Source organism: Methanofastidiosum sp. (assembly GCA_013178285.1).
GTDB lineage: Archaea > Methanobacteriota_B > Thermococci > Methanofastidiosales > Methanofastidiosaceae > Methanofastidiosum.
Genome location: JABLXD010000001.1, coordinates 214,112 through 238,735, shown reverse-complemented (window position 1 = coordinate 238,735; position 24,624 = coordinate 214,112). Strand labels below are relative to the sequence as shown.

31 protein-coding genes are annotated in these 24,624 nt (G+C 37.9%); 8 read left to right on the top strand and 23 right to left on the bottom strand.

Annotated elements, in window-relative coordinates:
* Nucleotides 1–4: 4 nt before the first annotated feature.
* The 11 genes from HPY60_01350 to HPY60_01300 all read right to left on the bottom strand — a co-directional run bounded on the left by HPY60_01350 (nucleotide 5) and on the right by HPY60_01300 (nucleotide 9,519).
* Nucleotides 5–592: an RraA family protein gene (locus HPY60_01350; GenBank protein ID NPV49832.1), complete on the bottom strand. Its 588-nt coding sequence runs from the start codon at nucleotides 590–592 to the stop codon at nucleotides 5–7.
* Nucleotides 593–623: 31 nt separating this feature from the next.
* The gene (locus HPY60_01345) at nucleotides 624–1,811 is read right to left on the bottom strand and encodes a CoA transferase (protein ID NPV49831.1); all 1,188 of its coding nucleotides are present in this window, start codon (nucleotides 1,809–1,811) and stop codon (nucleotides 624–626) included.
* Nucleotides 1,808–1,945, bottom strand: coding sequence for a hypothetical protein (locus tag HPY60_01340; protein NPV49830.1), 138 nt, complete (start codon nucleotides 1,943–1,945; stop codon nucleotides 1,808–1,810). Before HPY60_01340 ends, HPY60_01345 begins: the two co-directional genes overlap by 4 nt.
* Nucleotides 1,946–1,964: 19 nt before the next feature.
* Nucleotides 1,965–2,351, bottom strand: a complete 387-nt coding sequence (locus HPY60_01335) for a biotin attachment protein (protein NPV49829.1) — start codon at nucleotides 2,349–2,351, stop codon at nucleotides 1,965–1,967.
* Between the two features lie 5 nt (nucleotides 2,352–2,356).
* On the bottom strand, nucleotides 2,357–3,493 hold the full coding sequence (locus tag HPY60_01330) for a sodium ion-translocating decarboxylase subunit beta (protein NPV49828.1): 1,137 nt from the start codon (nucleotides 3,491–3,493) through the stop codon (nucleotides 2,357–2,359).
* Between the two features lie 8 nt (nucleotides 3,494–3,501).
* Nucleotides 3,502–3,942: an acetyl-CoA carboxylase biotin carboxyl carrier protein subunit gene (locus HPY60_01325; protein NPV49827.1), complete on the bottom strand. Its 441-nt coding sequence runs from the start codon at nucleotides 3,940–3,942 to the stop codon at nucleotides 3,502–3,504.
* The gene (locus tag HPY60_01320; GenBank protein ID NPV49826.1) at nucleotides 3,942–4,283 is read right to left on the bottom strand and encodes an OadG family protein; all 342 of its coding nucleotides are present in this window, start codon (nucleotides 4,281–4,283) and stop codon (nucleotides 3,942–3,944) included. Before HPY60_01320 ends, HPY60_01325 begins: the two co-directional genes overlap by 1 nt.
* A gap of 9 nt (nucleotides 4,284–4,292) precedes the next feature.
* Complete coding sequence (locus HPY60_01315) at nucleotides 4,293–5,843, bottom strand: methylmalonyl-CoA carboxyltransferase (GenBank protein NPV49825.1); 1,551 nt, start codon at nucleotides 5,841–5,843, stop codon at nucleotides 4,293–4,295.
* Nucleotides 5,844–5,945: 102 nt separating this feature from the next.
* Nucleotides 5,946–6,938 (bottom strand): AmmeMemoRadiSam system radical SAM enzyme, encoded by a 993-nt coding sequence (gene amrS / locus HPY60_01310; GenBank protein NPV49824.1) that lies wholly within the window; start codon nucleotides 6,936–6,938, stop codon nucleotides 5,946–5,948.
* A 51-nt stretch (nucleotides 6,939–6,989) separates the two neighbouring features.
* On the bottom strand, nucleotides 6,990–9,071 hold the full coding sequence (locus HPY60_01305) for a CDC48 family AAA ATPase (protein NPV49823.1): 2,082 nt from the start codon (nucleotides 9,069–9,071) through the stop codon (nucleotides 6,990–6,992).
* A gap of 136 nt (nucleotides 9,072–9,207) precedes the next feature.
* A complete protein-coding gene (locus HPY60_01300) occupies nucleotides 9,208–9,519 on the bottom strand; it encodes a hypothetical protein (GenBank protein ID NPV49822.1) in 312 nt (103 codons plus the stop codon).
* Nucleotides 9,520–9,611: 92 nt separating this feature from the next.
* On the opposite strand from HPY60_01300, the gene HPY60_01295 reads away from it, so the two are divergent.
* Nucleotides 9,612–11,420 (top strand): hypothetical protein, encoded by a 1,809-nt coding sequence (locus HPY60_01295; protein NPV49821.1) that lies wholly within the window; start codon nucleotides 9,612–9,614, stop codon nucleotides 11,418–11,420.
* Here the strand turns inward: HPY60_01295 and corA are convergent, their stop codons facing one another.
* Both corA and HPY60_01285 read right to left on the bottom strand, forming a co-directional pair.
* Entirely contained in the window at nucleotides 11,421–12,377 is a 957-nt protein-coding gene (gene corA / locus HPY60_01290) for a magnesium/cobalt transporter CorA (GenBank protein NPV49820.1), read from the bottom strand.
* A 38-nt stretch (nucleotides 12,378–12,415) separates the two neighbouring features.
* Nucleotides 12,416–13,108, bottom strand: a complete 693-nt coding sequence (locus tag HPY60_01285) for an RNA methyltransferase (GenBank protein NPV49819.1) — start codon at nucleotides 13,106–13,108, stop codon at nucleotides 12,416–12,418.
* A gap of 46 nt (nucleotides 13,109–13,154) precedes the next feature.
* Here HPY60_01285 and HPY60_01280 point away from each other — a divergent pair, with 46 nt between their 5' ends.
* From HPY60_01280 to HPY60_01270, 3 genes are read left to right on the top strand one after another with little or no spacing between them, the layout of a single operon-like run.
* Nucleotides 13,155–15,131, top strand: a complete 1,977-nt coding sequence (locus HPY60_01280) for a DUF460 domain-containing protein (protein ID NPV49818.1) — start codon at nucleotides 13,155–13,157, stop codon at nucleotides 15,129–15,131.
* 56 nt (nucleotides 15,132–15,187) lie between these two features.
* Complete coding sequence (locus tag HPY60_01275; protein NPV49817.1) at nucleotides 15,188–16,114, top strand: transcription initiation factor IIB; 927 nt, start codon at nucleotides 15,188–15,190, stop codon at nucleotides 16,112–16,114.
* A 56-nt stretch (nucleotides 16,115–16,170) separates the two neighbouring features.
* On the top strand, nucleotides 16,171–17,055 hold the full coding sequence (locus tag HPY60_01270) for a hypothetical protein (protein ID NPV49816.1): 885 nt from the start codon (nucleotides 16,171–16,173) through the stop codon (nucleotides 17,053–17,055).
* On the opposite strand, the gene HPY60_01265 is transcribed toward HPY60_01270, so the two are convergent.
* From HPY60_01265 to HPY60_01235, 7 genes are all read right to left on the bottom strand, one after another.
* The gene (locus HPY60_01265) at nucleotides 17,052–17,636 is read right to left on the bottom strand and encodes a ZPR1 zinc finger domain-containing protein (GenBank protein ID NPV49815.1); all 585 of its coding nucleotides are present in this window, start codon (nucleotides 17,634–17,636) and stop codon (nucleotides 17,052–17,054) included. The two genes, HPY60_01270 and HPY60_01265, sit on opposite strands and share 4 nt — an antisense overlap.
* Nucleotides 17,626–18,102 carry a cell division protein SepF gene (locus HPY60_01260; protein ID NPV49814.1) on the bottom strand — a complete coding sequence of 159 codons (477 nt, stop codon included), beginning with the start codon at nucleotides 18,100–18,102 and terminating at the stop codon, nucleotides 17,626–17,628. Before HPY60_01260 ends, HPY60_01265 begins: the two co-directional genes overlap by 11 nt.
* Before the next feature lie 142 nt (nucleotides 18,103–18,244).
* Nucleotides 18,245–18,394, bottom strand: coding sequence for a 30S ribosomal protein S27ae (locus HPY60_01255; protein NPV49813.1), 150 nt, complete (start codon nucleotides 18,392–18,394; stop codon nucleotides 18,245–18,247).
* On the bottom strand, nucleotides 18,394–18,690 hold the full coding sequence (rps24e, locus tag HPY60_01250; GenBank protein ID NPV49812.1) for a 30S ribosomal protein S24e: 297 nt from the start codon (nucleotides 18,688–18,690) through the stop codon (nucleotides 18,394–18,396). Before rps24e ends, HPY60_01255 begins: the two co-directional genes overlap by 1 nt.
* Nucleotides 18,681–19,199, bottom strand: a complete 519-nt coding sequence (locus HPY60_01245) for a DUF359 domain-containing protein (GenBank protein NPV49811.1) — start codon at nucleotides 19,197–19,199, stop codon at nucleotides 18,681–18,683. The genes rps24e and HPY60_01245 overlap by 10 nt, the downstream gene beginning before the upstream one ends.
* 9 nt (nucleotides 19,200–19,208) lie before the next feature.
* A complete protein-coding gene (locus tag HPY60_01240) occupies nucleotides 19,209–19,394 on the bottom strand; it encodes a DNA-directed RNA polymerase, subunit E'' (protein NPV49810.1) in 186 nt (61 codons plus the stop codon).
* A 1-nt stretch (nucleotide 19,395) separates the two neighbouring features.
* A complete protein-coding gene (locus HPY60_01235; protein ID NPV49809.1) occupies nucleotides 19,396–19,938 on the bottom strand; it encodes a DNA-directed RNA polymerase in 543 nt (180 codons plus the stop codon).
* 91 nt (nucleotides 19,939–20,029) lie between these two features.
* Here HPY60_01235 and endA point away from each other — a divergent pair, with 91 nt between their 5' ends.
* The 4 genes from endA (at nucleotide 20,030) to HPY60_01215 (ending at nucleotide 22,994) form a co-directional block, all read left to right on the top strand.
* On the top strand, nucleotides 20,030–20,536 hold the full coding sequence (gene endA / locus HPY60_01230) for a tRNA-intron lyase (GenBank protein ID NPV49808.1): 507 nt from the start codon (nucleotides 20,030–20,032) through the stop codon (nucleotides 20,534–20,536).
* A 57-nt stretch (nucleotides 20,537–20,593) separates the two neighbouring features.
* Nucleotides 20,594–20,743, top strand: coding sequence for a 4Fe-4S binding protein (locus tag HPY60_01225; GenBank protein ID NPV49807.1), 150 nt, complete (start codon nucleotides 20,594–20,596; stop codon nucleotides 20,741–20,743).
* Nucleotides 20,740–21,918 (top strand): NAD(P)/FAD-dependent oxidoreductase, encoded by a 1,179-nt coding sequence (locus HPY60_01220; GenBank protein ID NPV49806.1) that lies wholly within the window; start codon nucleotides 20,740–20,742, stop codon nucleotides 21,916–21,918. Before HPY60_01225 ends, HPY60_01220 begins: the two co-directional genes overlap by 4 nt.
* A 137-nt stretch (nucleotides 21,919–22,055) precedes the next feature.
* Nucleotides 22,056–22,994, top strand: coding sequence for a hypothetical protein (locus HPY60_01215; protein ID NPV49805.1), 939 nt, complete (start codon nucleotides 22,056–22,058; stop codon nucleotides 22,992–22,994).
* Nucleotides 22,995–23,020: 26 nt separating this feature from the next.
* Here HPY60_01215 and HPY60_01210 read toward each other — a convergent pair whose 3' ends face one another.
* The 3 genes from HPY60_01210 to HPY60_01200 form a co-directional block, all read right to left on the bottom strand.
* Nucleotides 23,021–23,635, bottom strand: a complete 615-nt coding sequence (locus tag HPY60_01210; protein NPV49804.1) for a hypothetical protein — start codon at nucleotides 23,633–23,635, stop codon at nucleotides 23,021–23,023.
* Nucleotides 23,636–23,728: 93 nt separating this feature from the next.
* A complete protein-coding gene (locus HPY60_01205; protein NPV49803.1) occupies nucleotides 23,729–23,986 on the bottom strand; it encodes a hypothetical protein in 258 nt (85 codons plus the stop codon).
* An 82-nt stretch (nucleotides 23,987–24,068) separates the two neighbouring features.
* Nucleotides 24,069–24,623 (bottom strand): flavodoxin family protein, encoded by a 555-nt coding sequence (locus HPY60_01200; GenBank protein NPV49802.1) that lies wholly within the window; start codon nucleotides 24,621–24,623, stop codon nucleotides 24,069–24,071.
* Between the last annotated feature and the right edge of the window lies 1 nt (nucleotide 24,624).

Genomic DNA, 24,624 nt, shown 5'->3' with positions numbered 1-24,624 from the left:
AAATTTAAAGCAGTTTACTAATTGATTTACCTTGCTCTATAGCTTCCCTGATTATTGCCTCCCTTTTAAGAGTTTCTTCAGCATCATGGATAATCACTTCAACTTTGTCTTTTGGGATGACGACAACTCCATCGTCATCACCGACTATCCAATCTCCAGGATTAACTATAACGCCTCCACAGACAACAGGGACATTAATTTCACCTAGCCTTGTAGCAGTTCCAGCTTTTGTCACTATACCGCGACAGAATACAGGTATCCCTTCTCCCCTAATGCTCCTTACATCCCTAATTGCCCCATCTACGACTACCCCTGCTAATTTTTTAAGTCTGGCCTGCATTGCCATAAGGTCTCCAAAAAGAGAGAATTTAGTGATACCTCCACCATCAATCACTAAAACTTGACCTTCTGAAATCTCATCAAGGGCTTTTAGGGCCGTAAGCATATCCCCAGGGCAGCATTTTGCTGTGTAGGCAGGACCACAAAGGAAGTCGCCTAGCTTTATCGACTTTATAGATTCATCAACTGAGCCTCTTTTTCTTAAGGCATCGTTGATAGAAGCAGCGTCTAGAGTTCTTAATTTTTTCTCTATCTCTTCCCTCTTCGTTCTATCTACCCCCGTATTATACTATTTTATTATTCTTTAATTCTTCTATTTTCTCTTTTGGATATCCTAGTACCTTGGACAATACTTCTTCAGTATTTTCTCCCAAAGTTGGGGCCCTTACATGAGTTTTACAAGGAGTATTTGATAAATTCAGAGGACTATTAGCAGTCTTCATCTTGCCAGCAATTGGATGGTCAAATTCAAATAGCATCTTTCTATGGGTAGTATTTGGGTCATTGACAACCATATCAACTGTGTTAACGGGACCGCATGGCACACCAGCTTTAGAAATTATGTCAACAAGATCATTTGTTTTATGCTTTTTTGTCCAAGCTTCGATTATTGGTTTTAAGATACGTTCATTTTTTGACCTTGATTCATTTGTTTTAAATCTTTCATCAGACAACAAGTGGCTAAATTCAGAAATTTTGTTACAGAAAATTTCCCAGAGGTGATCGTTTCCGATTCCTATAACAAGGTAGCCATCTTCTGTTTCAAAAACGTCAAAAGGTGTAAGACTTGGATGTCTTGAACCAATTCTCTTTGGTATTTCTCCTGTTACGGTATACCTTACCATGGCATTTTCCAATACTGCTAAGATACAATCAACCATTGCAGTATCGATATATTCCCCCTTACCTGTCTTTTCTTTGGTCCTAAGTGAAGCAAGTATCCCGATAGCTGTGAACAAACCAGAGATTATATCTGCTAGTGAAGAGCCAACTCTTGTAGGTGGATTATCTGGATATCCGGTAATACTCATCAATCCTCCAAAAGCCTGGGCGATGATATCATAACCGGGCCTTCCAGGATAAACTGAATCTTGTCCAAAGCCACATATTGTAGCATAGATAATATTTGGATTGATTTTTTTAACATCTTCATATGAGAAGCCAAGTTTTTCCATCGTTCCAGGTCTAAAATTTTCTGTTATTACATCAGAAACTTTAATCAATTCTCTTAAGATTTCTTTACCCTTTTCTTCTTTCAAGTTCAACGTTACGCTCTTTTTATTCCTGTTTATGCTGATAAAATATGCACTTTCTCCATTTTTGAATGGTCCGAATTCCCTGGAATCGTCGCCTGCACCAGGTTTTTCTATCTTTATTACCTCTGCTCCAAGATCGCCCAAGACCATGGTACAGTATGGCATTGCAAGCACATGGCTTAAATCCAATATTCTTACTCCTTCTAATGGCTTCATTTATCCACCCCACTAAAATTAAACAGTGAAAGTATCACAACAATTTCCTCAACAGATGGATTGCCATCTATCTCAATTGAGCGACATTTGTCCGTTTTTTCTTGATTTTCGTCTATTACGACTTCAGTTACCATATTAATAAACTTTTCCCATTTATTTTGTATCTATTACAAAGAGAAGTTCTCCCTTTTCAACTATCATGCCCTCATATACAGGTATCCTCGAAAGCAGTCCTGACTCTGGGGCATGTATTTCTGTTTCCATCTTCATTGCAATTAATGTCATTATAGGGTCCCCTTTAATTACCCTCTCCCCAGCTTTTTTTGAAAGTTTGAGGACAATACCTCCTATCATAGAATCAACGTATATTATGTCATTTTCCTTTCTATACTGGCTATCTCTTTCCTTTTTTTGAACCTTCTTTAAAATAGAAACTTCATAGATGAATTCATCATATAATACCTGATATTCGCCATCAGCTACCTTTTTCAATTTAATCTGGTGTTCTTGATCGCCAACTTTTATTTTGAATTCATCCATGAAAATCAAGCTAGAGAAGCTATCAAAACCCCAGCCGCAACAGCTGTGCCAATTACCCCTGCGACATTAGGCCCCATTGCATGCATTAGAAGGTGATTCTGTGGGTCTTCTTTCAATCCCATCTTTTGGACTACCCTTGCAGACATTGGGACTGCTGAAACACCTGCAGCACCTATCATTGGATTAATCTTTTCCTTAAGGAATAGATTCATGATTTTTGCAACGATTACGCCTCCACATGCAGCAGTAAAGAATGCAGCCACCCCTAAGACCAATATTTTAATTGTTTGTATATTAAGGAAATTGGCAGCGTCCATTGTACTACCAACTGAAAGGCCTAAGATAATTGTTACAATGTTCAATAGCTCTTCACTTGCACCTTTAGCGAGTCTTTGTGTTACCCCAGTTTCTCTGAATAAGTTCCCTACAAAAAGCATTCCCACTAGTGGTATCGCCTTTGGAACTAACATTCCAGCTACAATCGCAGCTATTATAGGGAAAGCAATTTTTTCTTTTTTTGAAACTGTTCTCATTTGTACCATTCGTATTTTCCTTTCGGCTTTTGTAGTTGTAAGTTTTATGGCCGGAGGTAATATTAAAGGTACTAAAGACATATAGGAGTATGCTGCCACTGCAGTCGCACCAAGCAGTTCAGGTGCTAATACTGTTGTGACATAAATTGTAGTTGGGCCGTCTGCACCACCAATTATTCCTATGGATCCAGCTTGTTGGGGTGTAAATCCCAAAAATATAGACCCAACTAAGGCTATAAAAACTCCAATTTGTGCAGCAGCGCCCAATAAAAATGTTTTTGGATTTGCAAGCAGAGGGCCAAAATCAGTCAAAGCACCTATACCCATAAATATTAGACACGGCACGATTTCATTAGCAATCATATACTTTAGAAAGATACCAAGTACCCCCCCTATTGCGTCTGGATCAGCAATGCCTGTTAATGGTATATTAGAAAGTATTGCACCAAATCCAATTGGCACTAATAAAAGTGGCTCAAATCCCTTGTAAATTGCGAGATAGATGAGTACAAGACCCACTATTATCATTGCAATATTACCTAGAGATATATTGAATATGCCACTTGTTGTTTTAAATATTTCAATAAAGGACGATATTAAGTCGACCATATTACCACTTATCCTATTGTGAAGAGTGTATCGCCAGTGTTGATGGACTGCCCGGGATTTACTAGAATTGCACCTATAACTCCTTCAGTGGGTGTGGAAATCTCGTTTTCCATCTTCATCGCCTCTAAAATTAACACTACGTCACCAATTGCTACTTTATCGCCAACTTTCTTTTTAATAGATAGGACAGTGCCAGCCATTACAGCCTTTATAGGCTCCCCTTTTCCTGAAGATTGCACGGGGGCTGGAGCAGGCTCCGCTTTAGGAGTGTATGATGGAGCTTTGTAAGCAGGTTTTGGAGATGAAGGGCGTGCTATTCCACTTGATAACTCTTCTATATTTACCGTTGATTTTTTATCGCCTAATTTAATCTCTAGGTTCCCATCCCCAATATTTTCAACTTCAACTTCGTACTCTTTTCCGTCTACATTAACTTTGTACTTTGCCATTATAATCTCTCCATCTGTTCTCGTCTTCCCAATAATTTCCAGTTATCTATCTTAGACTGCAAATTAATCAATGAAACTGCATCTTTGTATACGTGAAAATAAGCGGCCATTATCATAGCAGTTAATTCACTGTCATTTGATTTTTCAATTTTTTCTTCAATTTGAGTTTCATTAACTTTAAGTTTTTCTTCTGCTTTCTTATTTTTCTTGTCCTCTCTATTGTTTAAATATTTACCAAAAAAATGGATTACCCCAGATAAAATAATTAAAACTAAAAAGGTTATAGCCATACCTACTATAACTAATGTTAATCCCAAAGTTAAGTATTCCATGTTTACCATTATCTTCACCTAAAAGGGAATTATACCATGTTTTTTCTTAGGTAGCACTTCTTTCTTTGATTGGTATGCCCTGAGTGAATTGATAAGGACTGCCCTTAGATTTTTTGGATCAACTACATCATCTACATATCCACGTGCGGCTGCCATGTATGGATTTGCAAATTTTTGTTTGTAGTCTTCACTTAATTCATCAGTTTTTTTAACAGGATCTTTAGCTTCCGAGATTTCTTTTCTAAAGACAATTTCACATGCTCCCTTTGGCCCCATAACTGCAATCTCTGCAGTTGGAAGTGCATAAACTGCATCTGCCCTAAGGTGTTTTGAAGCCATGGCTATGTAAGCCCCGCCATAAGCTTTTCTAACGATAACTGTAATCAAAGGAACTGTCGCCTCAGAGTAAGCATATAATAGTTTTGCACCGTGTCTTATAATTCCTCCATGCTCTTGGTCTAATCCTGGCATGTATCCTGGGGTATCGACAAAAGTAAGTATTGGGATATTAAAAGCGTCACAGAATCTTACAAATCTTGAAGCCTTGTCTGATGAGTTAATATCTAATACACCTGCAATATGACTTGGATTATTTGCCACAATGCCAACTACCTTCCCGTCAAGCCTTCCAAATCCAACAATTATATTTGGTGCATAGAGGGGATGTATCTCAAAGAAATCATTATTATCGAGGACTGCTTTAACAACTTGGCTTGCATGGTATCCCTTGTTCGAATCCTCTGGGATAATTGAATAGAGTTCAGATGTTTCTCTCATCGGATCATCTGTTGGGTCAATTGCTGGAGGGTCTTCCATATTGTTTGATGGCAAATAGCTAAAAAGACCTCTCATTAGATTCAATGTATCTTCATCATTCTTGCCAACCCTGTGTGCCATCCCGCTGTTTGTTTCATGAACATGAGCCCCGCCGAGCTCTTCAAATGTAACATCTTGGTGCAATACAGTTTTTACAACCTGCGGTCCTGTTATGAACATGTAACTTGTAGTATCGGTCATAAAGACAAAATCCCCTATCGCTGGAGAGTAAACTGCCCCCCCTGCGCATGGGCCCATAATAGCTGTTATCTGAGGGATTACTCCAGAAGATATAGTGTTCCTGTAGAAAATCTCGCCATATCCTTTAAGTGAGTCCACACCTTCTTGGATTCTTGCTCCACCTGAATCATTTATCCCAATGACCGGGGCTCCAACTTTCATTGCCTGGTCCATTAGATAACTTATCTTGAACGCGTGAGCTTCTCCCAAAGAACCACCCATAACAGTGAAGTCTTGTGAAAAAACGTATACAAGCCTGCCTTCAATTGTACCGAAACCCGTAATGACGCCATCTCCAGGTATATCCGTTTTATCAAGACCGAAATCAACTGCTCTATGTTTCATCAGTCCATTTATTTCAACAAAGCTGCCCTTGTCAAGGAGAATATCAAGCCTTTCCCTAGCAGAGAGTTTCCCCTTTGCATGTTGGGATTCGAGCTTTTCTTTTCCCCCTCCCATCTTTAACTTGTCTTTCTTTTCCTTTAGTTCTTTTAGCATACCTTCAATGGCCATAATATTACCACCTTTTCGCCTTATTTTTTGTTTTAGGCGGCACTCCATCAACAATTAATACAACTGTTTAAAAAGTTTATGGTATTCCTAATAATTGGTCTATTAATTGATTATTATTGGGATTTTTGTATTGCAGATTGGACATTTTTCATCCATTAAGCTAATTTTTACTTTGTAATCTCTTTTTATAACGGTACTCTTGCAATTAGGGCATATTGTATCATTGTTAGTGGGAATATTCCCTAGATATACATATTTTAATCTTTTTTCGGCTATTTCCTTTGCCCTAAAAATGGTATTTATCGGTGTAGGTTCTTTATTCATTTTGTACATAGGCCTGTAAGCAGAAAAGTGCAAAGGGATCTCATTACTTAACCCTGAAACAAAGTCAACAATTTTTGTTATCTCTTCGTCAGAGTCATTCAAAGTTGGAATCAATAAATTAGTTATCTCAATATGGGTTTCTTTTGATGCTTTTTTAATCGTTTCTAGGACAGGCCTTAATCTTCCCCCGCATACCTTTTGATAGAAATCTTCTGAGAATGATTTGAGGTCTATATTCATAGCATCAATAAAGGGGAGCGCTTCTTTCAAAGGATTTGGATTTATGAAACCGTTTGTTACCCAGACATTTTTAATGCCTTCCTTTTTTGCAATTTTTGAAGTATCTATCAGATATTCATAGAATATAGTTGGCTCAGTATATGTATAAGAAATAGATTTGCAGTCATAGGCTTTAGCTAGCTCAACTATTTTTTCAGGTTTTAAAAAATGGTCTTTTATATCTCCTGAATTTGATTGGGAAAGGGTGTAATTTTGGCAGTTTTCACAGAATAGATTGCATCCAGGCGTTCCAAAAGAAAGGGAGTATGAACCAGGATAAAAGTGGTAAAGGGGTTTTTTCTCGATTGGGTCTACATGAAAATAGTGTTTTTCTGATTCACTTTCTCCATATACAAGGGTATTCAATCTTCCATCTAAATTTATCCTGACTCTACACTTACCCCTCTCATTTGGGCCAATAAGACATACATGTGGGCACAAAAGGCACCTAATATTCCCATCTTCTTTTTTGTAAAAGAGTGCCTCTCTCATGCTTTAAATATTAAATTAATAGTATTTTAATTTATCTAAAAAAAAAAGAAATTATTTTTTAGAGGATTTTACCTTAAGAAGTGCTTCGTTAAAATCTTCTTTAGTGACATAATCAGTCTTGTCAAGATTCTTTCTTATGGCGTTAAGGCCGGCTTCCCTTACAAGGGATTTTATATCGGCGCCTGTAAATCCTTCTGTTGGATCTACTAGATCGTTTATATCCACATCTTTTAATGGCATCTCCTTTGTATGAATCTTTAGAATGTCAAGCCTTGACTCTTTGTCTGGGAAAGGTATTTCTACTATCACGTCAAATCTTCCAGGCCTCATTAGGGCTTCATCCAAGATGTCCGGTCTATTTGTCGCTGCTATTACTATTACCCTCTCTAACGACTCAACTCCATCCATCTCTGTCAACAGCTGATTTACCATCCTTTCAGTAACTTTTGCACCAGTTTCTTGTCCTCTCCTTGGCGCGATAGAGTCTATTTCATCAAAGAATATTATAGCAGGGGCTACTTGCCTTGCCTTGCTGAAGATCTTTCTTATCCCTTTCTCACTCTCACCGACCCATTTGGAGATTAGCTCTGGGCCTCTCACTGCTATGAAGTTTGCCTCACTCTCAGTCGCAACTGCCTTTGCAAGTAGGGTCTTTCCACATCCCGGTGGACCGTATAGGAGTATACCTTTTGGACCTTCAACTTTTATCTTTTTGAAGACCTCCGGGTATTTCAATGGCCATTCAACCGCTTCTTGTAATCTCTGTTTTACCTCTTTTAGACCTCCAATATCACTCCACTTAACTGTCGGAACTTCAACTAAAGCTTCTCTCATTGCAGATGGCTCTACCTCAAGAAAGGCTAGATCAAAGTCATTTTTATTAACTTCAAGCTTGTTTAGAATATCAGGAGTTATCTCAATGTCTCCTCTGATATCTGGGAGAACTCTCCTCAAAGCCTTCATTCCAGCTTCTTTACATAGGGCTTCAAGATCTGCTCCGCTGTAACCGTGTGTCTTTGAGGCATAGTGAGAAATATCGACGTCCTCATTTATCGGCATACCTCGTGTGTGGACCTGAAGAATTTCTTTTCTGTCATTGATATCGGGAACACCAATTTCAATTTCTCTATCAAATCTGCCCGGCCTTCTTAATGCAGGGTCAATTGTATCAGGCAAGTTTGTTGCAGCAATAACAACTACCTTGCCTCTTGTCTTTAATCCATCCATCAAAGTCAAGAGCTGAGAAACCACCCTTCTTTCAACTTCCCCTTTGGACTCTTCCCTTTTTGGGGCAATTGCATCGATCTCATCTATGAAAATTATAGCCGGTGAGTTTTCTCCAGCATCTTCAAAGACCTTCCTAAGATTCTCTTCAGATTCACCGTAGTATTTGCTCATTATCTCCGGCCCATTAATAGAGGTGAAGTATGCATTGATCTCATTTGCAAGTGCCTTTGCAAGGAGAGTTTTACCTGTACCAGGAGGACCGTACAGTAAAACTCCCTTGGGGGGGTCTATACCCAGTTTTGAGAATACTTCAGGATGCTTCATCGGCATCTCAATCATTTCTCTAATCTTTTGGATCTCATCCCTCAGCCCGCCTATATCTTCGTAGGTAACATCAGGCATCTTTGATATTTCTGCTTCTGACACCGGTTTGGGGGATATAGTTATCTTTGTTGATGGAACAATTCTTAGGATACCTCTCGGATTTGTCTTTGTAATGACAAATGGAAGGCTCCTATTGAAAATCTCAAAAACAAAAACATTATTCTGAACAATTGAAATGTCTGTAAACTTTTCCTTAAAGTAGCTTGATAAATCTCCTGAAAACTGCATATCGGCCTGCATTGGGGCTACAGTTATTGCTTTGGCATCCTTAACTTCTGCCCTAGAAATAGTGACTCTGTCACCAAGCAATGCACCGGAGTTTTTCCTTAGAATACTATCCATTCTTATTATACCTGAACCTTCTTCAGTATCGGGCAAGGCCTTTGCAGCTGTTACCTTATCTCCCTTAATCTTTACAATCTCGCCATAGTTCAGATACATCTTTCTCATTGCATCGGGGTCAATCCTTACAATACCCTTTCCCACATCGAGCTTTTCTGCGCTCCCTACAACAAGTTCCATTTCATTATTTTCTTTCATTTTAAACACCATATAAATAAATTAACATTAAGTTAAGCTAATATAAAGTTAAACTAACTCTTTATAAATCTTACGGTTTTAAAATGATAAAAATTATTTTTAAGAAAAAATAGTTGAGCTATCCGTCGTACTCTTCGAGCTTTCTGGCAAAATCATTCGTATTATACGATTTTGGGCTATCGTCTGCTTCAAAAGATACGTCCATTTCCGTGCGAGGAGGTCTTTTCCTATTTAAAGCGTTTTTGACATAATCATCACGATCATCTTGCCTTACCTCAAAAAGATCACTTTCATTAAAGACCCTACTTTCAATTTCCTCTATCTCCTTATAGATAATATCGAGATTATGTTTAATTCTTCTGATAGACTCCTTTAAAGTTTCAACTTCATAGCCGCCTCTTTTCTTGTCTTCATCGAAAAGGAAGTTCATAAAGTCACCAGTAAAAATTTCTAAATCTTAATTTAAATAGATATTGTTACAAATTCGAAAACTATTTAATATATTCAAATCTAATATTTTAAATGAAAAAAGACCTATCCCTTATTGATATCGCCGCAATTTCAGTTATTTTATTCCAGACTATACTCCTTATTTTGAATATTTCCCAGTTACCCGCTGACCAAAAGGATTGGTCGTATCATTTGATGATAGCGAAGATGTTTGTTGAAGAAAAATCTTTTTTGTGGGATTACTACGAGTTTGCCCCAATTGGTAGGCCGCATCTGTACCCTCCTTTCCTTCATTTACTTTTTGCAGCCACAAACATCTTGGGGATGGGTTGGGTAACAATCCAGAAGTTTTATGGACTACTCATCTACCCAGTTTCCCTTCTTTCAACCTTATTTGTTTCAAGAAATCTATTTGGAAAAAAGGTAGGTTTATTGTCAGTGGTAATACTATCTGCTTCGTATAACTACTGGTGGTGGCAGATTTCAATTGCACCAACATCACTAATATTTGCCCTCTTTCCGTTAGCAATGTGGGCAGTATACAAGAAAAAGACGGTCCTTTCAATAGCGCTTCTTTCAATATTTTTATGGACACACTTCTCTTCCTTTTTAGTAGTTTTAGCCATAGGTATATTTGGTATATTGAAACGAGACTACCTAAAATATAATTTGAAGATAATACTTGTATCGTTGGTAATTTATATTCCCTGGGCAGTTCATGTAATTTTGAATCGTGACTGGATTCATGGAAACTGGTCTTCCTTTGCTAACATGCCAACTTTTGGGATTTTAACAATTCTTTTTTCACTTTTAGGGGTCTACTTCCTTGCTAAAAGGAGGGATACAAAGGACATTTTGATAATTGCAACTATCCCATCTACAATCCTCATAGGCGTATTGTATGGATTTAGGTTCTTTATGCATGCTCCTGTGGTACTTGCAATTATAATGGCAGTAGGCGCCTATGAAACTTCAAAGAGGATAAATAAAAATACGTTTTACATATTTTTGATTGCTTTTTTAGTGATATCCTATACAGGTGAACCAACTTTAAGATTAATGCCTTTTGGGGCTCCTGCAGGTGGGCCACAGGCCCCTCAATTAAAATATGGGCCAAACCCTATCGGCGAGGCACCCCCTATACAAAGAGGATCCCCAATTGTAATCCAATCGACCCCTCTAAAAGAAAATATGAATGCATTGTTAGATGTCCAGCTTAGAAATTTAAAAATAAGCCCTTATCTCTCTGATGACGCTTATAGGATGTACAACTTTATCATAAAAAATACAGACAAAGATGACATAATTCATGTACAAGGTGGGCCAATAGCTACATGTATCTCTCTTTTTACTGATAGAAGAACTGATAACGGTATGTGGAGAGAAGTAACAAATGAGGGCATGGGAAAATCTCCCCCTTCAAATTCTAAGTATGGCGTAATGGAAATAAATAACTTACAAAGAATGAATATACCCCAAGAATTAATAATTGAAAAATTTGGTCAGTTTATCGTATATGACGCTACAAAGAGCGGCCAGATAACACTACCCCAAGAGCAGCCAAGGATACCTCCAGTTTTAACTGAGCTTTCAAATGAAATTAGAAAAGCTTCAATTTCTTTAGATACCGATAGACAGGCGTCAATGAATCTACTATTAGGGGCCTCTGATAAACTTATGCAGCTTTCAAGAGGCGCACCAGATGAAAAAGGAAAAAGAATCCTAGAAAGGTCATCTATTATTCTTAGAAATAAGGCTCAAAGAATTTCATATTTGGAAGGCGAAGAGCTTCAAAGAATAAAACAAGAACTCCTTAAAATGGCAGATTTATACGAGAGGGGAGACATTGGAGGAGCACTAATAATCTTGGAGAGACTATGATTACATCCATCCTCTTTTTCTAAAATAGTAAACCATCGAGAGCCCTAAGGATAACATAAGCAAAAGCACGGCATAGTACCCGTAAGGAGATCTTAATTCAGGCATAAACTCAAAGTTCATACCATATATCCCTGTAATCAATGTAAGAGGCATCATTATAGTTGCAATTATAGTCAATACCTTCATTATCTCATTTAATTTGTTTGAGGTAAATGACAAGTAGGTATCCTGTATACCAATTAGAGAATCCCTCATCGAATCAAGCGAGTCAAAAATACTTATGATACTATCATAGTTGTCCCTGAAATAGATCTTAGTTTCCTCAGAAACAAACATCGACTCTTTTCTCAATAGGCCCAAGAGTTCTTCTCTTACCGAAACAACAACTCTCTTGAAAAGAGAAACATCCCTCTTAAGTTCAATGACCTTCTTTATGCACTCTTTTTCTCCACCATTGAAGAGTTGATCTTCTGTTTCTTCTACGATTATATCAAGCCTATCCATTATCAAAAAATAAGAATCAATTATTCGATCCATTATAACATGCAAGAGAAAGTCAGGGCCTTTAGTGAGTATTTTTGAAAGAGACTTTTGGTCACTCTTTATTTTTTCCAATATCTTGATTTCTCTTCTCGCATCTTTTGTTATTATGTAATTATTCCCAATTACGATATCGTATTCATATTTATTTATCCTTGTTTCTAGGAATAGATTGTATAACACGATAAAACCATAATTTTCAAAACTCTCTATCTTTACCCTGGTGCCTTCCTCAATTAGGTCGTCTATTGTTACAGGGTGTAGGTCCAAGATATCTCCTAAACTCAAAATTTCTTCCTTTGTACAGTCAACTAGGTCAATCCATAATTTTTTTTCACTTTCCAGTAACTTTCTTAGTCTTTCTGGGGAAGCCACTTCCTTCTGAACTCCGCCTTCAAGATAGAATACCTCAAACATTAAATAGAAATATATTAAGATGTTTAAATTAGTTGTTCTTAAAGTTCGCCCTCTAGCTTTAAAATAATCCTTCTAAAAATACCTTTTAACGTGTATACTTCTCTTTGAGTATTAAATCCCCTTGCTAAAACATGTTTAAATACAGTCAATGCGTTATCCCTTCGGTATTCCCTTTCTTCAATATGTGCCAATATCTTCTTGAAATCCTCGATCAATAAATCTTTCTCAATTATTTCCTTACCTTCCAGAGGATTTGTTTTTATGGAGCATTTTGATTTGAAGATTTCATATAATATTATAGAAAGTGCATGAGAAACATTCATAGTCGGATACTTCTTATCTGTCGGGATGGTGGTCATTGTATCACACATCTCGACCTCTTCATTTCTAAGGCCGCTGCTTTCCCTGCCAAGAACAATTCCAACCTTAAAATCTGAAGGTAATTTTTTTGCAAGACTTTCTACAGGGGTATAGTTTCTTAGCACACCACCACCAGTATTCGCACTTGTAGCCACTGACACATCTACATGTTTTAGAGCTTCTTCTAAAGATGGCACAGTCACAGCTGTTCTTAGAATATCTTCCGCGTGAACGGCTAATTTGTATGCTTCATCATCTATTGCAACTGGATTAACTAGAATAAGATTGTAGAAACCAAAATTTTTCATCACCCTAGCGACACTCCCTATATTCCCGGGCGTTTCTGGCTCTACAAAAATTATATAAAACATCAAAAGAAAAGGATATTAAGACAAAGATAAAGTTTTGGGTGCATTCATGGAAACATCCCTGGGAGTCGACATAATCTCCCGTGACCCAAGAATTTATGCAATGGTCATAATTTCGAGGGAAGGAAACAGATTTTTGCCTGTTTTGAAGGAAAGCGGGTCAAGGCTAAAACTTTTGAAACTAATAAAAAACTACTCTCCCCTATACATGGGAATAGATTCTACTGAAGAATTCTCTAGAAATGATTTAGAGAAGCTTTCAAAGTTTGTCACAATCGTCCAAGTTACTGGTAAGTTTGACGATTTTACATCGCTTCCTGTATTAGCTAAAAGGCATAGAATTAATTTAAATCCAAAAAATCCTTTCGATGAGGCATATGCACTTGCAAGACTGCCATTTGAGGGCGTCGGATACAAATTAAAGTTGTATGAAGATGAAACTGAAATCCTTGTTTCAAGTGGTAGAAGCCTCGGCAGGGGAGGATATTCTCAAGGAAGATACCAGAGAAGAACTTTTGCACTCATTAAGTATCGGGTAAGGGAGCTTGAGAAGGAACTCTCTAACGAAGGATTCAACTTTGATCTAGACATTGTAGAAAGAGAAGGGGGATTTTCAAAAGGCACTTTTAGAGTATACTCAAATTTTGAGAATATTCCTATAAAAAGCAGCAGGGGCGACATAAGGATAGATGTTAGGCCACTGAAAAAGAGCTCAATTGAGTATGAACAGCTTGAGAAAAAGGTAGAAGGGTCAAATATCAAGGACAAGTATGTAATCGTTGGAGTTGATCCCGGAACAACAGTAGGTCTTTCAGTTTTAGACCTAGAAGGGAATGTCCTTGCAATTATTTCAAAGAGAAATTATTCCATGTCCGATGTCAAAGAAGAGATACGAAAATATGGCTATCCTTTAATATTTGGTTCTGATGTTAATCCGCCTTCAGGATATATCGAAAAACTTAGTACTTCTTTTGGATCTATACTATATGTCCCCTCTTTATCAATACCTGTTAAAGAAAAGAACGAACTGTCAAAGGATCACGAAGCAACAAATGCACACGAAAGAGACGCTCTTTCAGCTGCTCTAAAAGCATATCTACACTATAAGAATAAATTTATCCAAATTAAATCTAAAATACCCCCAGAACTTTCTCTTTATAGCTCAAGGATAATAGGCGAGGTCATAAGGGGAATGCCAATCAAAGAGGCTTTTGATAAAGTTAAAGAAGACATGATGGAAAAACAAGACGAAATAAAAACTGAGCAAAGAAATCCAGACGAGATTATACAAGAGCAATTGAAAATCATTGAAAACTACAAAGAAAAACAAAATGTACTTAAAAAAGATTTTGAAAAGCTTCAACTGGAAAATATTGATCTGAAAAAGAAACTCCAGGAGAAGGAGTCATCAATAATCTCCCTTGAGAGGAAACTCTTTGACATATTGAGCAATCAGAAAAAAGAAGCGCTGAAGGACAATGTAATAAAAACTAAGAATTTTGAGATTACTTCTTTGAGAAAAACTGTGGATATTCTAAAAACAAAAGTTAACTTACTGGCCGAGGAAAACAAGAGGCTTAAGGAATTAAAACCTCTTATGGAATCTGAAGACATTGTAATTGGAAAGGTATTGCCCGTTTTTTCTATCGATGCTATTAGAAATCTTGTGAAAAATCAGGATTTAACTGAAGAAGATGTAGTTTATCTAAAAGATGCCACAGGCGGGGGAGCAGAAGCAGCAAAGATGCTTTCTGAAATAAAGATCAAGGCTGTTCTTATTACCGGAAACGTATCCCATCAAGCACAAGAAGAGCTAATTGATGGTCAAATACCAATAATCGATTCGAAAGATATAAAAATGGACGTTATTTCGAAGTTCGTTATACTCGATAAAGAAAGCTTTGATTTAGTCTATAAAAAGGAAAAAGAACTTTTATTGGCTTTTAAAAAGCAAAGAGAGTCAGATAAACTTCTTAAAATCATTGAAGACTATAAAGAACAAAGAAAATCAGATTATAAGGCCTAATTTGGAATTTTAATTCTACCGAAAGCTATATAAAGGTTTTGGTTGCCTAATATGCTATGGAGAAAACCGAGACGAAAAAAGTTCATGTTTGCCCAGAGTGTGGGAGTCATAAACTTATTCGGGACTATTCTAGAGCTGAAGTTACTTGTGACGAATGCGGTCTTGTAATTTCTGAGGATATTATCGACACGGGTCCCGAATGGAGAGCTTTCGACCATGAACAGGGAGAGAAAAGGGGTAGAGTAGGGGCCCCGATGACCTACACTATCCATGACAAGGGTCTTTCCACCATGATTGACTGGAAGAACAAGGATATCCATGGAAGGGATATCAGTGCCGGTAGGAGAGCCCAGATATATAGAATGAGAAAATGGCACAAAAGAATTAAAGTTGCCGATGCAAAAGATAGAAATTTAGCTTTCGCTTTAACTGAACTTGATAGACTCTCTTCTCACTTGCACCTACCTAGAAATATTAGGGAGGGAGCCGCGATGGTTTACCGAAAAGCAGTCGACAAGAGGCTTATTAGAGGTAGATCAATAGAATCAGTAACATCTGCATGTATATACATTGCTTGCCGTGAGTATAAAGTCCCCAGAACTTTGGATGAAATTGTAGAACATTCCAGAGTGGATAAGAAAGAGATAGGCAGAAGTTACAGATTTATAACAAGAGAACTTGAGATAAAACTTTATCCAACAAGCCCGGTGGACTATATCCCAAGATTTGCCACTGAACTAGGGCTTTCAGGAAAGGTCCAGAGAAAAGCACAGGATATCTTAGAAGGCGCAATAAAGGTTGGTCTTACATCAGGAAGGGGTCCAACAGGAGTCTGTGCAGCAGCCATATACCTTGCAGCCATTATGGAGGGCGAAAGAAGAACCCAGAAGGCAGTTTCAGAGGTAGCAAAGGTCACAGAGGTAACTGTTAGGAACAGATATAAAGAAATTATAGAGAAATTGGGAATTGATGTTAAGATTTAAAACATAAATCTTTATATAGTGGGAATACACCGTTATATATGCGCTGGCGATAACCTATGAATGATGAAGAATTGGATATTTTTTGGAGGCTGAAGCGCTTAGAGGAAAAGAAAAAGCTCATTCAAGAGCGATTTTCAGGCAATAGCGAACCTGTAAAACGTCCAATGCCCAAACAAACGGCTAGCAATGACAGAAATTCAAGTTATAACATCCCAGAGATTCGTTCTAACACTTTTTACCAGTCTTATAAAGAAAAACACGACAGAGTACTAAGAAGACGTGCAGCACCTGAGCCAACAGACGATGGATCAAAGAGGGTCATAGAGATTGAAAAGCAAAGAACGACGAACATTGACAACAAAATAAGAAAAAACTTTAATTTAAAACCAGATATCAACTGGTTTAAAGTTTCTGTTGTTCTGTCTCTTTTACTTTCAGTTGTTCTAGTAACTTCATTTTCACTTTCAGTTGCCAATAGACAAATAGATACAAATCTAGGCACGAAAGAATCCTACATATTTGACCTTGAAAAACAGTTACAAGCACTTACAAAAGAGAATCAGACCCTAAAAGAGCTAAATGATAGTCTAAACAAGAGAAACGACATGTTAAGGGATCAACTAGTCGATGCAAGAAACTCTATGTATAAGCTTCAGAGCACATACCAAAATCAACTAATAAATGAGGACTATGCACTTTATTTGGCCCTAGAGTTTGTCAATAACGATGCAAGTAAGAATCTACCTGTTGAGTGTGGAACAACAAATCCTGAAATGGTCAGAGTCTATTACGAGAAGGCAACTATTGAAAAAGTAAATAAAACATTTAAAATAAATATGCCTGCCGACTTGAAGTATCAATCAGTCACAAGATACATCTGCTACATAGAAATGGACGAGTCAGGGAATATAGTCCACTGGAACTGGCAGAGGCCATCTTAAGTGATGTCTTTTTCTATCTCAAAACATGAATCCCCAAATTTTAAATCTTTTAATTCTTCTTCTGTTAGGGATTCTTTTATTGCTTTATCAGAGGCTATAGCACTGTAACCCAGAGGATCTTCTAAGATAATGCAGACAGTTTCATGGCCTTCAATTAATTTGTTTATCTTATCAATTAGTTCTTGGCCCTTCTTTTTCTCTTCGTCTTGACCCATCTTCATCCCCATGCTGATAACTTTTGATATCCTGGAAAGTAGGCCCTCTACATTGCTTATGTATCCTTCTGATAGGGGCCCAGGCTCAACTATTATCCCAAGCTCTGGGATTCTAATGGTGCACGTGCTTGATTTAACAATCCTTATGCTCACATCGCAGGCAGATTCAACATTTAAAGAGTATCTTGATGGCTCTTTAAGTTCTATAGGCATTATATCTGCCCTTTTGTAACCGCAATTACTGCAAAGAATAGTAAAATCTAGAACTTCGCCAAAATAAGGAATAGAAATAACAGTATTATTTACCCTAAGGGTCTTCCTATTGCACGACGGACAATAATCGCACTCTACGTTCTCATGGTTCATGTGATCTTACAATCTTGACAGATGAAGGGGCTATTAAAATCTTTCGCTCACTAATACCAGCAATATCCCCACCTATACCCCTTAAAATACCTTTGATCTGGTCAACGGCTCTTTTAAGTTCAAGTGGTTCCCTTTCTGCCAAAAGACCGATATCAACTATCAGGATGTGCCCTTCCGAGAGTTGCTTTGAGATATCCCTTATATCACCAAGCCCTCTGAGCTTTAATGATTTCACATAAACGACCCCATAATCCATGAAATCGTTTCTCTTGAGTACCTCTTCCTCATAAGGAATTGATTCTACTTCTCTGATAGCCCTTGGTGACTCCGACTTTTCATCTTCTGCCCATGATTCCTCTTCCGTGTACTCTTCATCTTGATAATACTCATCAGGGTAGTAGCTTTCATCGTACTCGCCGTAGTCTTGACTTTCATCCCTACCAAATAGTTTATTGAGTCTTCTCATAATACCATCTCCTTGTGGAGCCCATATTAATCATTAATACTAAAGCTAACTATTAATATGTAACTAACCCTTTTTATAGTTTTCGCTTACAACAGCAGATAAAAAAGTTTAACTATTGTTAAACAATAGTTATTATCTATTTTTATTTCATTTTTTTGGATTGTGTATATGCGCACTTGCCACATACATACCTGTCTTTGTGGTCGGCCATGAATGTTCCTGGACCACATCTTGGGCAGTAGGGATTCTTTTTAACTACTTTGTCCCCTTCTACACTGTACAAGGATGGCATTAATTTTCCTCCTTTTCCTCAATCAAGCCGTTTCTCTTCAATATATGCTTTTGTTCTACTTTCATCAGAGTTTTTGGGTCAGCGTAAACAAATATCTTTGCAGTAGATTCTTCCCTTCCGTAGCCTGTTTCAATTGATCTAACTACAAAGGAATCCATCTTGAAGCTCTTTAAAGCAGACAACTTATCCCTAACTTCTGACACTTTAGGAGTTCCACCATCATGAATTACTTTAACTTCTAATTCTTTCCTGCCGAATAGTGGGTTCTCTCTCTCATTTACGATCTTTAATTCCATAGATCTCCCTCCATCTCATTTAAATAATCTGATATCTCCTTTTTTTTCTGTTCTGTTACTTCAATAATCACAACACCCTTGCCGGGCTGACCATAAAGTACCACAGTATCTCCATCTCCGTGGAGCACTGCAGGCATAACTGCCAAATCTTCTTCTCCCTCTACCAATATTTTTTTAAACCTTTTGGTCTTGTCCTTGAAAAATCGCTCAATTGCGACCCAAAGCTCACCTGTTATCTCTGATTGGGGATTTTCAACTGTTGTCGTGTCATCGCAATCTATACCGTCGCCTATTTCTGCCCTTAAGTTCCTCCCATCAACTATTACTAGCTCAGGGTAAACTCCACGATCAATAAGGTTTTGAGAAACAACGTCCCCAACAGATATTACCCTCTTATTTTCTATCATAGGTAGAAGTCTACCCATAACGGATTCAACATCACCTTCAATAAGAAGCCCCATGGGAGATTTTAGTTCCAATCTTAGTTTTTCTGTGAGAACAAGAGCCATCTCTTTACTTCATCCCCTAACCTTTAGGGCATAGGCACCAGGGACATTGACTCCAATGGCCCTACCTATCTTTGATTTTTCAGGATCAATTATTACAACAATGCCGCTCCAGTTGTCAGTAGTCTTATCGTCTTTGCACACTGGACACATGCTTTCATTTAGGATTCTCTGGCATTTCTGGCATGCTACCCTCATTTTATCCCTCTTTCTTTTCTTCAGCTATCCATTCAAACTTCCCTAGGTAAGGCTGTCTCATGGTAAGTCCAATCTTTGCAGAGCCCCTTTTAAGAGATAAAGTTACAATTCTTCCCCTTATCTTGTCTCCGGCCTTTAATACTCTTCCACTTTCCTTTCCTGATAGGGTGTTATTTTTCTTATCGTAATTTATGAAATCGTTTGTAAGCTGTGATACGTGGACAAGTCCATCTATTGGGCCAAGCCTTACGAAAGCCCCAAACTCAGTTATTTCTTCTACTTCCCCTTCAACAACTTCGTATAGCTTTGGTAGGTAAGTTAAAGCCTCGAATACTGTGTCATAGTAGGCGCTTCCATCGCCTGGGACAATCTTTCCGTCCCCTATTTCAATGATGTTGTGGATAGCAAGGATAAACCCAAGGTCCTTATCCCATGTTCCTTCATACTGCCCCTGAAGGATTTCTGCTATGGATTGGTCAAGTTCGCCACCAAATTTGTTGGGTGGGACCCTTGCAGTATCCCTGATTTGTACAACTTTAAACATAATATAGTCACCTTAGAATATATGGTGAAATTCGTCCAAGTATATTTAAGTGTTTCTAAAAGCTTTTAACATCTAAAATCATAATTATTTTATGTTTTCTGCCACTCTCGTTGAAAATAGGGCCATAATCGATGACCAAGATGCTGTAAGTAAGATCCACAGAAAAAGAGGATTTGGGGAGCTCATAGATAAAAAATTGTACCTGACAGTTGTCGAAGCACTATACTTATCTGAGAGGGGATTGGTAAAAGTAATATCTGATAATAAAGAGATATCTTTTGAAGAGCTACTAAAGCTTGGAAGCAGTGAAGGGAATATTTTCGGGAAGTATGTTGTCTTTAAAGACCTAAAAGAAAAAGGCTATCACGTAAAAACAGCATTCAAGTATGGGTGTGCTTTTCGTATTTACAGAGGATCAATAGAAGAGGAGCATGCCGACTATATAATAGATGTTTTCATGGAAGGGGAAAAGATAGATGCCAATATACTTGCTGCCCATGTTAGAATTGCCCATTCTGTAAAAAAAGATATGATATTCGCTTTTGTTGATTCAGACAATGATATTACCTATTACCATGTGAAAAGGATGACTTTTTAACCAAAAATTTTAAAACATAAACTCAAGAAAACCATTTAGGTGAATTATTTGAAGGTCATGAAGGAGCGATGTCTTCTGTGCACTTGTTGTGCTTCTGTATGCCCAAATAACGGCATTGATATGACAGAAAATGAGATTATCTTTAATGAAAACTGCACAGAGTGTAAGATCTGTGTAAAGTCCTGTCCTGTGGGGGCGATTGAATGAAGAACTACAAATGTGACGTTCTAGTTGTAGGTGGAGGTCCTGCAGGAAGTAATGCTGCAAGGTATGCGGCAAAAGGTGCAGACGTAATTGTTATTGAAAAGAAGAAGGAAATCGGTGGACCTGTACAGTGCGCTGAGGGAGTTTCCCAGGGGCTCTTTGAGAAACTTGAAATGAAACAGAGCGATAGATATATTTCTACCAATATTGAATTTGTTAAACTTATTGCTCCAAACGGAACTGTCATAAGACTTGATGGTGAGAGGGTAAAATACTGGAAGAGTGGAATGATCCTCGATAGGGAAGTCTTTGACAAGGCCATTGCAAAGGAAGCTGCAAGAAATGGGGCAGACTTTTTGATGAAAACAAGATTTGTTTCTGCAAAGAGAAATTCTAATGGAGTTACAGTAAAAGCAAAACAGATGAACGAAGATATTCAAATTGACGCCAAAATTATCATTGGTGCAGATGGACCACCTTCAATCGTTGCAAAATCATTGGGGATGGATACAACTGTTCCATTAAGGTATCTTGAGTCTGGTATACAGTATTTAATGATGCCAATGGAAATTGAGCCTTGCATTGAGCTTTACTTCGGAGACTGCTATGCACCTGGTGGTTACTCTTGGGTGTTCCCAAAGGGAGATGATCAGGCAAACGTTGGGCTAGGAGTTCTTCCAGTAAAAGCAAAACAAACTGCTCAGTACTACTTAGATAAGTTTGTCGAAAGACCCAGGTTCAAAAAAGCAAAGATAGTTGAAGTAAACGCTGGTGCAATCCCAGTAAACGGCCCATTAAAAGAGCCATATATGGACAATCTATTGCTAGCAGGAGATGCGGGACGATTTGTAAATCCGCTCACAGGCGGAGGTATTCATACAGCCATAATAACTGGAAAACATGCAGGAGAGCTCGCAGCTGAAGCAATCGCCAAAGAGAACTACACAGGCAACTTCTTGAAGAAATACAACGACATGTGGAAGCCAGACATCTACGACGAACTTGACAAGTGTCTTAAAGCACAGGAAGCTTTTATGACGCTATCTGAAAAGGATCTCGATGCAATTGCTGAAACATTAAAAGACCTAAAGCTTGAGACAATTTCTACAATAAGCGTCCTTAAGGCAATAGTTTCAAAGAATCCCGGACTTCTATTGAAGCTTGGGAAGTTCATGTAACTTTTTTATTTTATAATTTATACTTTTATTATTCGGCAATTCCCTCATTTTAATTAATCAATTACCGAAAAAGTTATATTCTTAAAAAATTTTAATTAATTGGATAATCTAAATTAGTTTTAAACAGGGAGATAAATATGAAAAAAACGATAGCAATAGTGTTAATGTTTGTTATGCTAGGCTCTATTTTTGTTTTTGCTGTGAGCTCGCAATTTCCAGTTCAACAACTTTCATTTGAACAGATATTGACATATCAACCACCGGGTGGAACTTCTGGCTGTACCAATAGTAGACTTTTGTATGAAGGTAGTGGCGTTATACCTCTGCAAGAAACCGATTCAAGTACACAGCAGTTTACGCATGCCGTTTCTGTAGTCGTAAATAATAATCCTGCAGTTCATATGTGGGGAGAGATTCCGATAAAGCAAGGGTGCAATTACAGAGTAGAGGCGTGCGGAACATCAGTTGGAAACCCAGGTGACCATGCCGATGTGCGTTTAGGATTACTTTACCCAGAAGTTGAGCAGCTATTTGAATTTCCTGTTGATGTAGGAGAAGTTAAAGGAACTGAATGTGCTTCTTTCTATTGGAATCCCCACTATGGATACCCCATAGGCGTTAAAATATATTGGGAAGATGATGATGCCGTTGGAGAACCTTCCTTACAATACAACTTCAAGATATACGAAGAGTGTCCATGCAGTCTGCCTCCACTATACCCAAAAGTTGACATTGAACAATTCACAGTAACAGGCGGATCAACTATAATAAGGGATGGAAAGATTTTATCGTCATTTGAAATCTCTCCGGGAACACAGCAGACATTCATCCAGGTTGAAAACAGAGGATTCTTCACACAAAATGAAGCCATGATAAAGTTCATGGGACTCCCCAACGGTGTAACAGTAAATATTACTCCAGAAGCCCAGAAGATCAAAGCACACAATCTTGGAACATATTCTGCCATATTCACCGTAGACCCCAATGTGCCATCAGGAACTTATGACGTCACAATAGTAGCATACTCTTCAACTGGAACGTTCGACGTAATACAGTTTAAGTTTGTAGTTCCATAAATTTATTTTTTATTTTTAATTTATCTTTATTCTATAGCTTTTTTAGGTATTGTATATTTACAAGACTCTGCACCCATAGACATGCACTCTACTTCACGCACATCGTAGTCTTTTCCAGTCGCCCACTTCATCATACTTCTCCAAAAGCCGACCGGAGACCAGCATATACACTGGCTTGATTTATGATTCCCGCAGTAGAAACAGTTCTTTATTTCAATGTTAAAGGCATCATCAGTTTCAGTCATTATATGGGGCACGCCATAGAGATTTTCACTTTCCTTTAGAACTCTCTTTAGGATAAATCTAGCCTTCCCTTCATCATTCATGAACTTAGTTGCAAACCCAGCAAGTCCAAAAAGAGTTGGCTTTGATTCAAGGGCATAGTCAAAGGTTAATTTTCCCCACCTCATAAGAAGGGGTCTTGCAGCCTTTTCACCAAATAGTTCTATAACAGCACCCATAGCTCCTTTGAATCTATCCATGTCAAGAGTTGGCGTGTCATCATCAGGAGGCGGATTTTCTATAAAGTCATTTAACTTTGCCTGGGTAAGAAGCATCCTTAAACCCTTCTCGCCAAGCTGCTCTTCAACGCTCTTAAATATTATATTCAAAAGAGAACCAGGTATCTTATAGTCACTCATAATATTCAATACCTTTAGGGTGAGAGAATATAAAAGATTTTAGATTATCATCCAAATGGTAAAAATTAGTAATAAAAGAAAAGAAAATATTATTTAATTTCTAGTGCATGTTCTGCCGCAGTTTCTTATCTGTTGCTGTTGAGTGTTATTGTTTGGACATGTGCCTGTGCAGTTAGCTGGGTCACAGTCACCATCGCAGTCTCCGTTGCAATTACCGTTCCCAACACAGTCCCCTGCATTTGGGCATGTTGTCGTGTCTTGCGTTGGCCCTCTAAATGAGAGGACTGCACCGATGCTCACCATTGCAATCAAGAAAATGACTGCAAGGCCTATTATGTAATTTCTCTTCATAATAATCGCCGTAATATTAAGAATAAGCAGTCAATATATAAGGGATTTCCGAGATTATTCCCAAATTAACCCCAATTATAGGCTACCTGGATACCATCTTCCCGATGTTATAGGCCCTTTCAAGGATTATCCTCTTTTTTAGTATAGCACCTTTTTCACCAACTCCCGGAGCAAGCAATAAATCTGTTAGATTCATTTCTAGGTAACCTACACTTTTTTCAAATATCTCTACAGTTGCTAAAGCAGTCCTATCATCCTCCTCTTCAAAGGGGATCAAAGCAACTGCTTGCTTACCCCTTATTTTACCCCTATTTTCCGGGCAGTTGAAGTACACAAATCTATCAATAAACGCCTTCATTACGGCCGTTGGCCCGTACCAGTAGACAGGCGTCCCAAAAACAAGTATGTCAGAATCAATTATTTTTTGATAGAAGTTGTTCATATCATCTTTCTTAGCACATTCTAATCCTTTCCAGCATGCATGACAGCCATCACACTCCTTAATTGTAAAATCATTTAAGAAAATAGAATCAGTCTCTGCACCTTCGCTCTTTGCCCCTTCTAAAACTCTATTTACTAGAATGTGGGTGTTACCGTTCCTTCTGGGGCTTCCTATAATGCCTAAGATCTTCGCCATA

Excerpts from the sequence above, each read along its gene's own strand:
- HPY60_01345 (NPV49831.1), bottom strand. The coding sequence starts at position 1,811 with ATGAAGCCATTAGAAGGAGTAAGAATATTGGATTTAAGCCATGTGCTT.
- HPY60_01340 (NPV49830.1), bottom strand. The coding sequence starts at position 1,945 with ATGGTAACTGAAGTCGTAATAGACGAAAATCAAGAAAAAACGGACAAA.
- HPY60_01335 (NPV49829.1), bottom strand. The coding sequence starts at position 2,351 with ATGGATGAATTCAAAATAAAAGTTGGCGATCAAGAACACCAGATTAAA.
- HPY60_01330 (NPV49828.1), bottom strand. The coding sequence starts at position 3,493 with ATGGTCGACTTAATATCGTCCTTTATTGAAATATTTAAAACAACAAGT.
- HPY60_01325 (NPV49827.1), bottom strand. The coding sequence starts at position 3,942 with ATGGCAAAGTACAAAGTTAATGTAGACGGAAAAGAGTACGAAGTTGAA.
- HPY60_01320 (NPV49826.1), bottom strand. The coding sequence starts at position 4,283 with ATGGTAAACATGGAATACTTAACTTTGGGATTAACATTAGTTATAGTA.
- HPY60_01315 (NPV49825.1), bottom strand. The coding sequence starts at position 5,843 with ATGGCCATTGAAGGTATGCTAAAAGAACTAAAGGAAAAGAAAGACAAG.
- amrS (NPV49824.1), bottom strand. The coding sequence starts at position 6,938 with ATGAGAGAGGCACTCTTTTACAAAAAAGAAGATGGGAATATTAGGTGC.
- HPY60_01305 (NPV49823.1), bottom strand. The coding sequence starts at position 9,071 with ATGGAACTTGTTGTAGGGAGCGCAGAAAAGCTCGATGTGGGAAAGGGT.
- HPY60_01300 (NPV49822.1), bottom strand. The coding sequence starts at position 9,519 with ATGAACTTCCTTTTCGATGAAGACAAGAAAAGAGGCGGCTATGAAGTT.
- HPY60_01295 (NPV49821.1), top strand. The coding sequence starts at position 9,612 with ATGAAAAAAGACCTATCCCTTATTGATATCGCCGCAATTTCAGTTATT.
- corA (NPV49820.1), bottom strand. The coding sequence starts at position 12,377 with ATGTTTGAGGTATTCTATCTTGAAGGCGGAGTTCAGAAGGAAGTGGCT.
- HPY60_01285 (NPV49819.1), bottom strand. The coding sequence starts at position 13,108 with ATGTTTTATATAATTTTTGTAGAGCCAGAAACGCCCGGGAATATAGGG.
- HPY60_01280 (NPV49818.1), top strand. The coding sequence starts at position 13,155 with ATGGAAACATCCCTGGGAGTCGACATAATCTCCCGTGACCCAAGAATT.
- HPY60_01275 (NPV49817.1), top strand. The coding sequence starts at position 15,188 with ATGGAGAAAACCGAGACGAAAAAAGTTCATGTTTGCCCAGAGTGTGGG.
- HPY60_01270 (NPV49816.1), top strand. The coding sequence starts at position 16,171 with ATGAATGATGAAGAATTGGATATTTTTTGGAGGCTGAAGCGCTTAGAG.
- HPY60_01265 (NPV49815.1), bottom strand. The coding sequence starts at position 17,636 with ATGAACCATGAGAACGTAGAGTGCGATTATTGTCCGTCGTGCAATAGG.
- HPY60_01260 (NPV49814.1), bottom strand. The coding sequence starts at position 18,102 with ATGAGAAGACTCAATAAACTATTTGGTAGGGATGAAAGTCAAGACTAC.
- HPY60_01255 (NPV49813.1), bottom strand. The coding sequence starts at position 18,394 with ATGCCATCCTTGTACAGTGTAGAAGGGGACAAAGTAGTTAAAAAGAAT.
- rps24e (NPV49812.1), bottom strand. The coding sequence starts at position 18,690 with ATGGAATTAAAGATCGTAAATGAGAGAGAGAACCCACTATTCGGCAGG.
- HPY60_01245 (NPV49811.1), bottom strand. The coding sequence starts at position 19,199 with ATGGCTCTTGTTCTCACAGAAAAACTAAGATTGGAACTAAAATCTCCC.
- HPY60_01240 (NPV49810.1), bottom strand. The coding sequence starts at position 19,394 with ATGAGGGTAGCATGCCAGAAATGCCAGAGAATCCTAAATGAAAGCATG.
- HPY60_01235 (NPV49809.1), bottom strand. The coding sequence starts at position 19,938 with ATGTTTAAAGTTGTACAAATCAGGGATACTGCAAGGGTCCCACCCAAC.
- endA (NPV49808.1), top strand. The coding sequence starts at position 20,030 with ATGTTTTCTGCCACTCTCGTTGAAAATAGGGCCATAATCGATGACCAA.
- HPY60_01225 (NPV49807.1), top strand. The coding sequence starts at position 20,594 with ATGAAGGAGCGATGTCTTCTGTGCACTTGTTGTGCTTCTGTATGCCCA.
- HPY60_01220 (NPV49806.1), top strand. The coding sequence starts at position 20,740 with ATGAAGAACTACAAATGTGACGTTCTAGTTGTAGGTGGAGGTCCTGCA.
- HPY60_01215 (NPV49805.1), top strand. The coding sequence starts at position 22,056 with ATGAAAAAAACGATAGCAATAGTGTTAATGTTTGTTATGCTAGGCTCT.
- HPY60_01210 (NPV49804.1), bottom strand. The coding sequence starts at position 23,635 with ATGAGTGACTATAAGATACCTGGTTCTCTTTTGAATATAATATTTAAG.
- HPY60_01205 (NPV49803.1), bottom strand. The coding sequence starts at position 23,986 with ATGAAGAGAAATTACATAATAGGCCTTGCAGTCATTTTCTTGATTGCA.
- HPY60_01200 (NPV49802.1), bottom strand. The coding sequence starts at position 24,623 with ATGGCGAAGATCTTAGGCATTATAGGAAGCCCCAGAAGGAACGGTAAC.